A 12,803-nucleotide genomic window follows, 5' to 3' on the forward strand; every position below is an offset into this window, starting at 1 on the left:
ATAAACAAAAAGGAATTGTTATACTATAACAATTCCTTGCAAAACACGATATCAATCAGTCGAGAGTTAGATGTTCTCTTTAACTAACGTCAGTACTTGTTGGATCTCTTGCTCGTTTAATGTGCCTTCTTTAACAAAAAGGACTTTTCCTTGTTTGTCTTGGACAATGATTGCCGATGACTCACTGGCGAGATCCCATGCTTTGGCAACCGAACCTTCCTCATCTAGCACCATGGATGACCATGGGAACTCTTTCTTGCTGTCTTGAGCTGAAGATTTCACAAATGATCCTGTACCCCAAATTGAATCATCTTGGTTGATGATCGACGTTGTTTGGTAGTTTTGCTCTGGGAATTTTGCGGCTGTGATTGCTGCCATCAGTGGCGCATTCATTTCTTTTGCACTGCTGCGTCCTGCAATCGCTTGAATCACGCGGACCTTGCCTAACATACTTTGCGTCGACCACGCTTGGAATGCGGTATTGTCACCTTGTAAGACGATTTCACCATGGCTAGCGACATCTACGCTTGGTACTGATTGACCGAGAGAGATGTTGTGCGCCATTGCCAGTGCTGGAGAGCATGCAATCGCAATTGCGAGTAGAGTTTTATTTTTCATTGTTATCTTCCTTTTGGTAAGCGCCAAAAGTATATACCGAAAATAGATAAAGTGGTGGCAGGAGTCGCCATGAAGTGAAATAGTCCAAATAATTAACAAAATGCTATACATTAAAAACGAGTTGTATATAATGCCGTACAAGTTCTAAGGAATAGAACATGATGCCCAGCGAGGCAGCATCACAAAAGGATATTGGAGTTGTTATGCTACGTGAGTTTACTATCTATCGACCACGCCAGGTGGCTCGATTTGTTAAAACCTTGTTTAAAGGTCAATTCGTTATTTCAGGTGTGGGTGAGTTCAATTTTGATAATGGCAAGGTGTTACTACCTGACGTTAAAGACCCGCAAAAACTCCTGACCTTCAAAGAAATCAATCAAGCGATTGCTACGCTACCTATTTAATGGTGGAGCGTTACTTGTTCTTCGTTGCATGAAAAAGTCGCCCACTGGCGACTTTTTACAATCCGTTATTGAGGTGGGAAGCAGACGCCTGTGCCGCCAATTCCACAATAGCCGTTAGGGTTCTTCGCCAGATACTGTTGGTGGTAGTTTTCAGCAAAGTAATATTTGCCAGCCGGTAAGATATCGGTGGTGATAGTACCGTTGTCGCTGCCTAATAAGGCCTGATATTCCTCTTTAGAATCAATAGCTATCTGTAGTTGCTCTTCGCTAAATACATAGATGGCAGAGCGATACTGGGTGCCTAGGTCATTACCTTGACGCATCCCTTGGGTCGGGTCATGTTTTTCCCAGAAAGTGCGTAGCAACTGCTGCAAAGTAATCACATTAGTATCAAAGATTACGCGCACCACTTCGGTATGACCGGTTTGGCCAGAGCAGACTTCTTCGTAGGTCGGGTTGACGGTAAAACCACCCGAGTAGCCAACTGAAGTACTGACGACGCCATCAAGTTGCCAAAATAGGCGCTCAGCACCCCAGAAACAGCCCATACCAAAGAGTATTTGTTGGCAACCTTGAGCCGGTTGTGCGGTCAAACTGGATTGATTGACGAAATGAGTATCATCAATGACAAGTGGTGTCTCTCGGCCAGGCAAAGCATCTTGGGCCGATATCAGGATTTGTTTGTTGAGCATCGTAGTTTCCTTGCTAGAGATAGAATTATATAGACCGCCTAATTGACTGTTTTCGTACAGACTTATATTTTTACTGGCGGTATTATTCCCTTACATGATGTATATAGATAATTAAGCATGATCAGAAAGTCTTTACCAGCGCTAATCACCCTTCTAACTGTAGCTCCGCTTGCATGGGCTCAAGATGTCGATCTTTCGGTTGAAGGATTAGAGGGTGCGCTGCAAGACAATGTTGATGTGTATCTATCCTCTATCCCAGTTGAAGAGTATTCAACCAATCTACGTTTTCAAGCTCGAGTAGAGCGTAACATTATCGAAGCATTGCTGGCATTGGGTTACTACCACCCCAAGTTCGATTTTTCAGTCGCTGAAGATGATAGTGAGCTGATTGTAAATGTGACTCCGGGGCCGGTAGTCATCATTCAAGAAGTGGATGTGCAGATTACAGGAGAAGCGAAAAACGATCCTGACTTCGCCGCCTTGATTAAGAAAAGTGGCCTCAAATCAGGTGATGCTCTCAACCATAGCGTTTATGACGCGTTAAAGTCAGGCATTCGCAATCTCGCACTGCAAAAGGGCTACTTTGAAGGTGACTTTAAACTCAGCCGCCTTGAAGTTGCGCCAGACTTAAATCAAGCCTTTATTCGCCTGCATTACGACAGTGGCATTCGTTACCATTTCGGTGAAAGTACCATTACTGGTAGCCAAATCGACCAAGAGCGTGTGGCGTCACTGTCGCCTTATAAAAGTGGTGACCCTTACTTAGTCTCTCAAGTTGGTGAATATAATCAAAATCTCTCTAATACCGATTGGTTCTCTTCGGTATTTGTTGAACCAGACTTATCTCAGTTGGAACAAGGGCGAGAGTTACCGATGAAGGTATCGCTGTCTCCACAGGCTCGCAATCAGCTTGAAACGGGTATTGGCTATTCGACTGATGTCGGGGTTCGAGGCTCTTTGAAGTGGAAGAAACCGTGGGTGAATAGTCGCGGTCACAGCTTTGATAGTAGTTTTTCTCTTTCGGCACCCGAGCAAACCATTACCGCTGGTTACCGTATTCCGCTTGAAGATGTACTTAATGAGTATTATCGAATTCAATATGGATTAAAGAACGTCGATAACCGTGATACGAAGAGTTTAGAGTCGAACCTCTCGTTAGAAAGACACTGGCTGTTGGATAATGGCTGGCATCGAACCGTATATGTTCGCTACTTGCTTGAGAACTATGAGCAGGGCATACAGGATGATAATGCCCAGTTCCTATTACCGGGTATTTCATTTACTCGCAGTCGAATTCGCGGTGGTTCTATGCCGATGTGGGGTGATCGCCAAAGCTTAACTATCGAATATGGTGATCCAAGTGTGTTGTCGGAAACCCGAGTGACACGCTTGATTGGCGGCATGACTTGGATTCGTGGGGCTGGTAGTAATCATCGCGGAATCTTCCGTATTGATGGTGGTGCTAACTTCGCTGAAGATTTTTCCAAGCTGTCACCATCGCTGCGCTTTTTTGCTGGTGGCGATAATAACCTACGTGGTTATGGCTATGAGTCGATCTCTCCTACCGATGAAAGTGGTGCATTAACAGGTGCCAAATACATGGCAACCAGTTCGCTTGAGTATCAATACCGAGTTTATGGAAACTGGTGGGGCGCAGTGTTTTACGACGTTGGTGACGCTTTTAATGATGAGATCGATCTAAAACGCGGCACGGGTGTTGGCGTACGCTGGGCGTCACCGGTTGGCCCAATTCGTCTTGATTTTGCTTGGGGCCTAGATGCCGCTCCTGGCGATGAGTTCAAAATTCACTTTACCTTAGGACCTGAGCTATGACCCGAGTTGTAATTAAGTGGTCAAAGTGGCTGTCACTTTTCTTATTAGGTTTACTTGCTCTAATTGTCATTGCGCTAGGCACATTGCTGTTTACCAATAGCGGTTTAAACCTTGCGTTATGGGGAGCAGAGAAGTTTGTTCCTCAGCTTCAAGTTGAGTCGGCAAAAGGGGCGATTTTTCCTCGCTTTACCCTGAATAATGTCAAATTCAAAGACGACTCTTTAAATGTCGATACTCAACTCAAGTCGATAACTTTAGCCGTTAGGGCTAACTGTTTGACTGAACCTAGAGTCTGTGTTGATGAAATTGCCATCGATGGCTTACGTTTTTCAATGCCGGAACTGCCACCAAGCAATGGGCCTGAGCAAGAAGAACCGACACCAACGACCAGCAAGATTACCTCGCCTATTCCTATTGTGGTCAGTCGCATCGCATTAACGGATATTGAGTTAGATGTCTTGCAAAACCAAATTTCTTGGCAGTCGTTTACCTCTGGCGTTGCATTTCAGGGTAATCGCTTACGATTAAACAAGACTACGCTCACCTCTCCAACGGTGAAGTTAGCGCCTACTGATGAAGCCGCTAAAGAGCAGCAAGTCCCTCAGCCAGTCAACAAAGAGCCAACGTCGATTATCTTGCCTGATATCGAATTACCGTTGCAGATTGAAGTGGTACGTGTCGATATCCATGACTTCAAGTTGGAACAAGAGACACCCGTTGTGGTGAATCATCTTGGCTTAAGTGCGGATGCTAAAGGTTCGACAGTGGATGTACACACACTTGAGCTCGATATGCCGCAAGCACAAGCTGACCTTGTCACTAAGGTTGATCTGCAAGGCGACTATCCACTGACCTTGACGTTGGATGCGACGGTTAAAGACAAACTCGCGCCGGGGCAGACGTTAACACTGAGTGCTGACGGTAGCGTGGCGAACTTGAGTTTAGATGCCACCTTAGGTGGGCTAGCCAAGGCAAAATTAGCCGCTTATATCGAACCACTAAAACCAGAGTTACCTTTTGATGTTTCCTTAAGTGACGGTGATGTTCAGTGGCCGTTAACCGGTAAGGGTGATTATTTTGTTGCCGTTGATAAGTTCAAAGGCAAAGGCTCATTAAATGGCTATCAACTTGAACTTACGAGCGATATTAAAGGCAAGGATATCCCTGATCTCGCAGTTTCACTACAAGGTGATGGCGACCTCAAGCAAATAAAGCTGAAAAAAATCGATTTAGCGACCTTAGGCGGTCATGTCTTTGGTGATGTGATGGCTAACTGGCAGGCGCCGATTAACTGGGCGGCTAACTTAAATCTTTCCCATATTCAGCCGGGTCTGCAATGGCCAGAGGCGGAAGGTGATATCAGCGGTAAACTGGCGACAACAGGTAGCCTAACCGAGCAAGGTGGCTGGCAGGTTAAATTGCCAATATTAGATATTGACGGGATTCTCAGAGAGTACCCACTCAATATTGAAGGCTCATTGTCTGCATCAGATAAAAGCGGTAAGGGTAATTTAAGTTTTAAAACACCGCGACTGGTGCTTTCCCATGGACCGAATAAGGTCGAAGCGAAGGGCCAGCTTGATAAAGAGTGGCGTATGGACCTTGCCATCGACTTCCCTGAGTTGATCAAGACAGTACCGGATTTACGTGGTAAAGCGACCGGTGACATTTCACTGCGTGGTGCCTTGAAAGAACCTCAAGTCGGCGTGGCACTAGATGTTCAAGGGATTGATTGGCAACAGCAAGCCAGTGTTGAACACATCGCTTTAAACGGCAACATCACCCCGCTACCTGTACCTGCTGGGCGTCTTTCTCTACAAGTTCAAAATGCGCAATACCAAGAGACCTTGGTGGATAGCGTTGCCATGGTGTTTAACGGCTCTCAGCAAGAGCATAAGCTGAGCTTAGATGTGGCTTCAAATGTCGCATCGACCAGTTTGGCGCTAAGCGGCTCATTGACCGACAAGCCAGACCTGATTTGGCAGGGCGCGCTAGAAAGAATGACGTTGAGTTCACAGCAAGGTGAATGGCGACTGAATCAGGCGACCAAATTAGGCTTTGAAATGGCGACGCAACAGGTGTCCGTTGCGGCGCACTGTTGGTTGCAAGCGGGCTCATCACTCTGTTTGGATAAAGATATTCAGGTGGGCCAAAGTGGCGAAGCGGCGCTAACCCTAAAGCAGTTCGACTTTGAACAGCTCAAAACCTTTATGCCACAAGCAACAGAGCTAACTGGGCAAACTAACGCTAATGTGTGGGCTAAATGGGCGCCAGATTCAGCGCCGCAAATAAAAGCGTCGATTGAGTTGCCAAAAGGTCAGGTGGTGCAAAAGTTAGAGCAGCCTGTGACGGTGGGTTGGGACAAAGTACAGCTCAACGCCGAGATTGCCGACAACAAACTGCAAGCGGATTGGTTGCTGGATATTACGGACAATGGCGATGTCTCAGGTAAGATTATGATCCCTGACGTGCTAACCGATGATAAACAGATCGAAGGTAAGCTAAAGCTAACGACGTTCAACTTAGACTTCCTCGATCCGATTATTGGCGATTACAGTCAGTTGAAATCGAATATATCTACTGATTTAGACTTTAGTGGCCCAGTAATGCAGCCAAAAGTAAACGGTAAGTTCCTTGTCGATAACATCTCATTGAAAGGGGATATCTCTCCAGTCGAAGTGGACTCTGGTCGTTTGACCATCGACTTCACGGGTTATGAAGCGTTATTGGCTGCAGCTATTCACACTCCTGATGGAAAACTCGAAGTGGCAGGGGATGCGGATTGGCATGACCTTAAAGCGTGGAGCAGTAACGTACGTGTGTTTGCTGAAGAGCTGTATGTTGATGTACCGCCGATGGTCAAAATGAAAGTGAAACCGGATATGACCATTTCAGCGTCGCCGAAACATGCTCGTATTGATGGTGATATTTCGTTGCCGTGGGGAAGAATCGTCGTCGAAGAGTTACCACCAAGTGCGATTGGTGTGTCGAAGGATCAGGTGCTGCTCAATGATCAGTTGGAACCGATCGACCAAGAGAGCAGTGTTCCATTCGTTCTTGAAACCAATATCAATATTAAGATTGGTGATGACTTTAAGCTGTCTGCCTTTGGACTTGAAGGTGGTTTAGTCGGTAACCTCAATGTCGCTCAGAAAGATAAAGGCCCGTTCATCACTGGTGAGATCAATATCGAAGATGGTTCGTACAGCTCCTTTGGTCAAGACCTGTTGATCCAAGAAGGTAAGATCTTAATGAATGGCCCTGCGGATCAGCCATACGTGCAAATCACAGCGATCCGTAATCCTGACAACACTCAAGATGACGTGACAGCTGGTGTAAAAGTGACAGGCCCTGCAAGTGAGCCAACGGTGACGATTTTCTCGGATCCTGCGATGCCGCAAGCGAACGCGCTTTCGTATCTGCTGCGTGGTCAAGACATCGATGGTGAAGCGGGTGGTAACTCAATGACTACCACATTGATTGGTCTAAGCTTAGCCAAGAGTGGCCGAGTGGTCGGTGAAATTGGTGAAGCCTTTGGTGTACAGGATTTGCAGCTTGATACCGCTGGTAGTGGTGATGACTCACAAGTGACGGTGAGTGGCTATGTGTTACCTGGATTACAGGTGAAGTATGGGGTCGGTATATTTGACTCTGTCGGCGAATTTACGGTTCGATATCGCCTGATGCAAGATCTCTATGTTGAAGCAATTACCGGCGTCGATAGCGCAGTGGATCTGCTTTATCAGTTTGAATTTAACTAAACAAAAGGAGTCGTGATGCAACATTTGGTTTTTGTCTATGGCACGTTACGCCACGGAGAGTGCAATCATCATTTATTGTCTCAGGCGCAATGGCTTGGCAACCATACTACTTTGCCAATCTACTCACTTTATGATCTTGGTGCCTACCCAGCCGTAATAGAAGGGCATAGTGCCATCATTGGTGAAGTCTATCTTGTTGATGAAGAGACATTAGCCCAGCTTGATTTGTTGGAAGATCACCCTGTGACTTACCGACGAGAGCTGATTGATACGCCTTTTGGTCAGGCTTGGATCTATATATATCAAGATATCAGCCAGCTGGATGTAATCATTTCCTCTGGCGACTGGTCTGTTAAGGTGTAGCTTGGGGCTAATACGTGATCGGCACCGGGCATTCGAAAAGGAGAAAGTTATGAAAACCCTATTTGTCGTTATTACTTTAATGTTAGCGGGTTGTTCGGTCGCACCTACGCCAATGACTACTGCCGCAAGTGATTGGGCTGATTATGGTCAGCAGCGTGCCGAGCAAGGTTTTATGAAACAATCTGAGGGCAAGCTGGCTAAGTTAGATTCCCAAGGTTACCTGAATTCAGAGCTTTATCTGGCTTATGACAATGGTTATGAGCAAGGCAGACAAACCTACTGTTCGCAAAGTGCTTATATGTTGGGTGTGATGGGCAAGCCTTACCGCGGCATTTGTGAAAGATTGGACCCATTCTTCTACCAAGATTATGTGTCCGGTAAGAACTCGACCGCTGGGTCACCGTTTTAGCAATCGTCGTGAGTTTTATATCTGAATCAATAAAAAAGAGTCGAACATTGTCGACTCTTTTTTTGATCTAGCGATTAGGCTACTTTTCTTCGCGGTTCAGTTCTAAGAACTGTTCGACTTTTTTCACCATGTTCTTCGAACCAACAAAGAACGGTACACGTTGGTGTAGCTCAGTTGGCTTGATATCCATAATGCGCTGCACGCCATCTGACGCGACACCGCCAGCTTGCTCAATGATGTAAGCCATTGGGTTACATTCATAAAGCAGACGCAGCTTGCCATTTGGGTGGCTTTGCGTGCTTGGGTAAAGGTAGATACCACCTTTAAGCAAGTTGCGGTGGAAGTCTGCTACTAATGAGCCAATGTAGCGAGAAGTATAAGGACGGTTCTCACTCGGCTCACTTTCCTGACAGTACTTGATGTACTTCTTCACACCCATAGGGAAGCGAATGTAGTTACCTTCGTTGATCGAGTAAATGCTGCCATCTTGAGGGATCATCATGTTTTCATGAGATAGGCAGAAGGTGCCAAGTGATGGATCGTAAGTGAAACCATTTACGCCATTACCTGTTGTGTAAACCAACATGGTAGAAGAGCCATAGATAACATAACCAGCCGCGACCTGTTTGTGCCCAGGCTGAAGGAAATCTTCTTCTGTTGGTGGTGTGCCGATTGGTGACACTCGACGGTAGATAGAGAAGATCGTCCCAACGGAAACGTTTACATCGATGTTTGATGAGCCATCAAGTGGATCCATCAGAACAACGTATTTAGCATTTTTGTTGAGTTCTTTGTTAAACGCTACAGCCTCATCTTCTTCTTCACTGGCGACACCACACACTTGATCGCGTGCTTCTAGCGCAGCCTTAAACTTATCGTTAGCATAAACGTCTAACTTTTGTTGATCTTCGCCTTGGACATTTTCAGTGCCGACTGCACCAGTAATATCACCTAAACCTGCGGCGTTGATTTCGCGGTTAACGATTTTAGCAGCAAGACGAATAGAAGAGAGTAGGGATGATAGATCACCGCTTGCGTGGGGGAAGTCCGATTGTTTTTCAACAATGAACTCGCCAAGGGTGCGCATTCCAGACATGGTTTTTCCTTAAAAAGTCGCTCTAAATAATAGGGGGATGGGTAGTAGGGATCTCTGCGGATCTTTTAGGGTTACCCGTGGTTAAGTGTAAGAGTTAGATCTTTTTATTGGTAATGAACTAACTGCTTGAGATCTCAATTTATTTGTCGACTAATAGGTTTACTTACATTTATTCATCGAAGGTCTATTAGCTGGTGCAAGAGTGAGCAACTAGATAGATAAAGCGGATTTTACCTACTCAAAGTGGTTCGCTTTTGGCGGCTTTATCGCCATAATGAAGAACTTATTTTTGCCTAGGACAAGGTCAGTATATGCATATTCATATCTTGGGGATTTGCGGCACATTTATGGGTGGCGCAGCGGTATTAGCTCGTCAGCTTGGACATAAAGTGACGGGGAGTGACGCCAACGTTTACCCGCCGATGAGTACCCTGTTGGAGTCTCAAGGTATTGAAATTATTGAAGGCTTTGACCCTTCACAGCTTGATCCTGCGCCTGACCTTGTCGTGATTGGTAATGCGATGAGTCGCGGCAACCCATGTGTTGAACACGTCTTGAATAGCAACTTACGCTATACATCAGGTCCGCAGTGGTTACAGGAGTTTTTACTGCATGATCGTTGGGTACTGGCGGTCTCGGGCACACATGGCAAAACGACCACTTCAAGTATGCTTGCTTGGATCCTTGAAGATTGCGGCTACCAGCCAGGTTTTCTTGTCGGCGGTGTACTGGGGAACTTCGGTGTATCGGCTCGCCTTGGTGAAAGCATGTTTTTTGTTGTCGAAGCGGATGAATATGACAGCGCTTTTTTCGATAAGCGCTCGAAGTTCGTTCACTATCATCCAAGAACCTTAGTGATGAATAACTTAGAGTTCGATCATGCGGATATTTTCGATGATTTAGAGGCAATTAAGCGTCAATTTCATCACTTGGTACGTACTGTCCCTGGCAATGGACGCATACTGGCGCCAAAACAAGATATCGCCTTAGAGGATGTACTACAGCGTGGTTGCTGGAGTGAAACTGAGTTTACTGGCCAGCAAGCTAACTGGCGTGCTGAAAAACTGATCGCCGATGGCTCAGAGTTTAAAGTCTTCTTCCAAGATGAAGAAGTCGGCATCGTCAAATGGGATCTTGTTGGTGACCATAACGTTGATAACGCCCTAATGGCGATTGGTGCCGCGCGTCATGTTGGGGTTACGCCAGATTTAGCCTGTGAATCATTGGCTAAATTTATCAACACTAAGCGTCGTCTAGAATTAAAAGGTCAGGTCAATGGTGTGACTGTCTACGATGATTTCGCTCATCATCCAACCGCGATTGAACTGACGCTTGGCGGTCTACGTAATAAAGTCGGCAGTGATAACATTATTGCTGTGTTAGAGCCGCGCAGTGCCACAATGAAGCGTGGTGTACATAAAGATGCGCTGGCAGCGTCACTGGCTAAGGCGGATCAAGTCTTCCTTTATCAACCTGACAGTATTGATTGGTCGGTAAAAGATATTGCTAGCCAGTGTCATCAACCTGCTGACAGCTCGGCCGATGTTGATGAGCTGGTTGCTAAGATCGTTTCTCATGCTCAAGCGGGAAGCCATATCTTAGTGATGAGCAACGGTGGCTTTGAAGGCATTCACGGCAAGCTACTGGAAAAATTAGGCGAAAAATAGTTATTACTATGAGTAAACAACAAAAAGCGATCACATTAGCGTTTACCGGGGCATCAGGTGCACCTTACGGACTGAGACTACTGGAGTGTTTATTAGCGGCAGACTATCAGGTCTATTTGCTGATCTCTTCGGCTGCGCGTGTCGTGCTAGCAACTGAGCATGGTTTGAAGTTGTCCGCTAACCCTGACACGGCGAAACAAAGCTTGGTTGAACATCTTAATTGTGACCCAGACAAGTTAGTCGTGTGTGGCAAAGACGATTGGTTCTCTCCGGTGGCTTCAGGCTCAGCTGCGCCGAAACAGATGGTGGTTTGTCCATGCTCTGCGGGAAGCGTTGCCGCGATTGCCCACGGTATGTCTGACAATTTGATTGAGCGCGCCGCCGATGTGGTGATGAAGGAACGTGGTCAGTTATTGCTGGTGGTACGTGAAACGCCATTTTCTACCTTACATCTAGAGAACATGCACAAGCTTTCTCAGATGGGCGTGACGATTATGCCAGCCGCGCCGGGTTTCTATCATCAACCTAAGTCGATTGAGGATTTGGTCGACTTTATGGTCGCGCGTATTCTTGATCATTTAGGCGTAGAGCAGGGCCTTGTTCCACGCTGGGGCTACGATCCCCGTCATATTTGAAGTCGCAGCGTTGTTGACTGCTCAAATTCACCCAAATCAAATAGAGCACCTATGTTCATTGGGATGAATTTGTTTGTCGTCTAGCTGCAACTCCAACTATTTAGGGGATGGCTATTGAGTCTCATAACTATTACAATTTGACCGTTACTCATCGGGGAGCTATTCATTGTTTCAATGAAGCTGAGATCAAGCCAGACTTGGGACCCGTGGACCTGAACCAGATAATGCTGGCGTAGGAATTGAGTTTGGATCTATCTCGTACCGATGTATCCCTCAAACCTGTGCCGCTCATACAAGGAGAGAGCGAGCAGTGAAAAACACTCTAAATACCCTTTCAATCAGCACGTTAGCGGCTGTTACTCTAGCTTCATTTTCAGTAAGTGCAGCAGACAATACACTGACGGTTTATACCTACGATTCATTTGCAGCCGATTGGGGCCCTGGCCCAACCGTCGAAAAAGCATTTGAAGCTAAGTGTGGTTGTGACGTCAACTTTGTTGCCTTAGATGATGGGGTTTCGATTCTAAATCGGCTGCGCCTAGAGGGTGGCAATAGCAAAGCCGATATCGTACTTGGTCTAGACAATAATCTGATGGCGGAAGCTAAGGAAACAGGTTTATTGGCGCAACACAATGTTGATACTGGCTCAGTGACGCTGCCTAACGGTTGGAATGACAAGACTTTTGTACCGTATGACTTTGGCTATTTTGCCTTTGTTTACAACAAAGAGACCTTGGCCAATCCACCAAAGAGCTTAAAAGAGCTAGTAGAGTCACGTGATGATTTGAAAGTGATTTATCAAGACCCTCGTACTTCAACACCGGGCCAAGGCTTAATGCTGTGGATGAAGTCAGTCTATGGTGATGATGTTACAGAGGCATGGCAAAACCTAGCTAAAAAAACCGTCACTGTTACTAAAGGCTGGTCAGAAGCATACTCTATGTTCCTAGAAGGCGAGTCTGATCTTGTGCTTTCCTATACCACGTCGCCAGCTTATCACTTGATTGCTGAAAGTGATGAGAAGTATGCCGCGGCGGACTTTACTGAAGGTCACTACACTCAAGTCGAAGTGGCAGCAAAGGTAAAAGGTTCTAAAAATGAAAAGCTTGCCGATGAATTCATGAGCTTTATCTTAAGTGATGAGTTCCAATCAGCAATGCCAACTGGAAACTGGATGTATCCAGTGACTAATGTTGAACTGCCTAAAGGTTTCGAAACACTGACTGTGCCTAGCCAAGCTCTCAGCTTTAGCGCTGATGAGGTGGCTCAGAATCGTAAATCTTGGATCCGTGAATGGCAAAGTGCATTAACCTTCTAAGGCTTTC

The 12,803-nt window shown here is 46.1% G+C and carries 11 protein-coding genes and 1 riboswitch; of the genes, 8 read left to right on the plus strand and 3 right to left on the minus strand.

The annotated features are described in order from the left end of the window. Window positions 1-66: 66 nt before the first annotated feature. Window positions 67-618, minus strand: a complete 552-nt coding sequence (locus ACHUFZ_RS16305) for a YtfJ family protein (RefSeq protein ID WP_394127964.1) — start codon at window positions 616-618, stop codon at window positions 67-69. Window positions 619-821: 203 nt separating this feature from the next. Here ACHUFZ_RS16305 and ACHUFZ_RS16310 point away from each other — a divergent pair, with 203 nt between their 5' ends. Next, complete coding sequence (locus tag ACHUFZ_RS16310) at window positions 822-1,022, plus strand: DUF1107 family protein (protein ID WP_394128039.1); 201 nt, start codon at window positions 822-824, stop codon at window positions 1,020-1,022. 65 nt (window positions 1,023-1,087) lie between these two features. On the opposite strand, the gene msrA is transcribed toward ACHUFZ_RS16310, so the two are convergent. Further along, window positions 1,088-1,714, minus strand: coding sequence for a peptide-methionine (S)-S-oxide reductase MsrA (gene msrA / locus ACHUFZ_RS16315; protein ID WP_394127965.1), 627 nt, complete (start codon window positions 1,712-1,714; stop codon window positions 1,088-1,090). Window positions 1,715-1,831: 117 nt separating this feature from the next. On the opposite strand from msrA, the gene tamA reads away from it, so the two are divergent. The 4 genes from tamA to ACHUFZ_RS16335 are packed head-to-tail and all read left to right on the plus strand — an operon-like array spanning window position 1,832 to window position 8,080. Next, window positions 1,832-3,547 carry an autotransporter assembly complex protein TamA gene (tamA, locus tag ACHUFZ_RS16320; protein WP_394127966.1) on the plus strand — a complete coding sequence of 572 codons (1,716 nt, stop codon included), beginning with the start codon at window positions 1,832-1,834 and terminating at the stop codon, window positions 3,545-3,547. After that, window positions 3,544-7,308 carry an autotransporter assembly complex protein TamB gene (tamB, locus tag ACHUFZ_RS16325; RefSeq protein WP_394127967.1) on the plus strand — a complete coding sequence of 1,255 codons (3,765 nt, stop codon included), beginning with the start codon at window positions 3,544-3,546 and terminating at the stop codon, window positions 7,306-7,308. Before tamA ends, tamB begins: the two co-directional genes overlap by 4 nt. Window positions 7,309-7,323: 15 nt before the next feature. Next, a complete protein-coding gene (locus ACHUFZ_RS16330) occupies window positions 7,324-7,671 on the plus strand; it encodes a gamma-glutamylcyclotransferase family protein (RefSeq protein WP_394127968.1) in 348 nt (115 codons plus the stop codon). Between the two features lie 49 nt (window positions 7,672-7,720). Next, entirely contained in the window at window positions 7,721-8,080 is a 360-nt protein-coding gene (locus ACHUFZ_RS16335; RefSeq protein WP_394127969.1) for a DUF2799 domain-containing protein, read from the plus strand. A gap of 79 nt (window positions 8,081-8,159) precedes the next feature. On the opposite strand, the gene fbp is transcribed toward ACHUFZ_RS16335, so the two are convergent. Continuing rightward, a complete protein-coding gene (gene fbp, locus ACHUFZ_RS16340) occupies window positions 8,160-9,176 on the minus strand; it encodes a class 1 fructose-bisphosphatase (protein WP_394127970.1) in 1,017 nt (338 codons plus the stop codon). A gap of 311 nt (window positions 9,177-9,487) precedes the next feature. Between fbp and mpl the strand changes: the two genes are divergently transcribed. From mpl to thiB, 3 genes are all read left to right on the plus strand, one after another. Continuing rightward, complete coding sequence (gene mpl / locus ACHUFZ_RS16345) at window positions 9,488-10,843, plus strand: UDP-N-acetylmuramate:L-alanyl-gamma-D-glutamyl-meso-diaminopimelate ligase (RefSeq protein WP_394127971.1); 1,356 nt, start codon at window positions 9,488-9,490, stop codon at window positions 10,841-10,843. Between the two features lie 8 nt (window positions 10,844-10,851). Beyond that, window positions 10,852-11,478, plus strand: coding sequence for a flavin prenyltransferase UbiX (locus ACHUFZ_RS16350; RefSeq protein ID WP_134835073.1), 627 nt, complete (start codon window positions 10,852-10,854; stop codon window positions 11,476-11,478). Between the two features lie 142 nt (window positions 11,479-11,620). Next, window positions 11,621-11,734: riboswitch (TPP riboswitch) on the plus strand. Window positions 11,735-11,788: 54 nt separating this feature from the next. Beyond that, on the plus strand, window positions 11,789-12,796 hold the full coding sequence (gene thiB, locus ACHUFZ_RS16355; protein ID WP_394127972.1) for a thiamine ABC transporter substrate binding subunit: 1,008 nt from the start codon (window positions 11,789-11,791) through the stop codon (window positions 12,794-12,796). The last annotated feature ends 7 nt before the right edge of the window (window positions 12,797-12,803 follow it).

It is taken from the genome of Vibrio hepatarius (assembly GCF_043642085.1).
Classification (GTDB): Bacteria; Pseudomonadota; Gammaproteobacteria; order Enterobacterales; family Vibrionaceae; genus Vibrio; species Vibrio hepatarius_C.

What these genes read in the sequence shown, in the direction of transcription:
- ACHUFZ_RS16350 (WP_134835073.1), top strand. Translation starts at nt 10,852, where the DNA reads ATGAGTAAACAACAAAAAGCGATCACATTAGCGTTTACCGGGGCATCA.
- ACHUFZ_RS16330 (WP_394127968.1), top strand. Translation starts at nt 7,324, where the DNA reads ATGCAACATTTGGTTTTTGTCTATGGCACGTTACGCCACGGAGAGTGC.
- ACHUFZ_RS16310 (WP_394128039.1), top strand. Translation starts at nt 822, where the DNA reads ATGCTACGTGAGTTTACTATCTATCGACCACGCCAGGTGGCTCGATTT.
- tamA (WP_394127966.1), top strand. Translation starts at nt 1,832, where the DNA reads ATGATCAGAAAGTCTTTACCAGCGCTAATCACCCTTCTAACTGTAGCT.
- msrA (WP_394127965.1), bottom strand. Translation starts at nt 1,714, where the DNA reads ATGCTCAACAAACAAATCCTGATATCGGCCCAAGATGCTTTGCCTGGC.
- mpl (WP_394127971.1), top strand. Translation starts at nt 9,488, where the DNA reads ATGCATATTCATATCTTGGGGATTTGCGGCACATTTATGGGTGGCGCA.
- ACHUFZ_RS16335 (WP_394127969.1), top strand. Translation starts at nt 7,721, where the DNA reads ATGAAAACCCTATTTGTCGTTATTACTTTAATGTTAGCGGGTTGTTCG.
- tamB (WP_394127967.1), top strand. Translation starts at nt 3,544, where the DNA reads ATGACCCGAGTTGTAATTAAGTGGTCAAAGTGGCTGTCACTTTTCTTA.
- ACHUFZ_RS16305 (WP_394127964.1), bottom strand. Translation starts at nt 618, where the DNA reads ATGAAAAATAAAACTCTACTCGCAATTGCGATTGCATGCTCTCCAGCA.
- fbp (WP_394127970.1), bottom strand. Translation starts at nt 9,176, where the DNA reads ATGTCTGGAATGCGCACCCTTGGCGAGTTCATTGTTGAAAAACAATCG.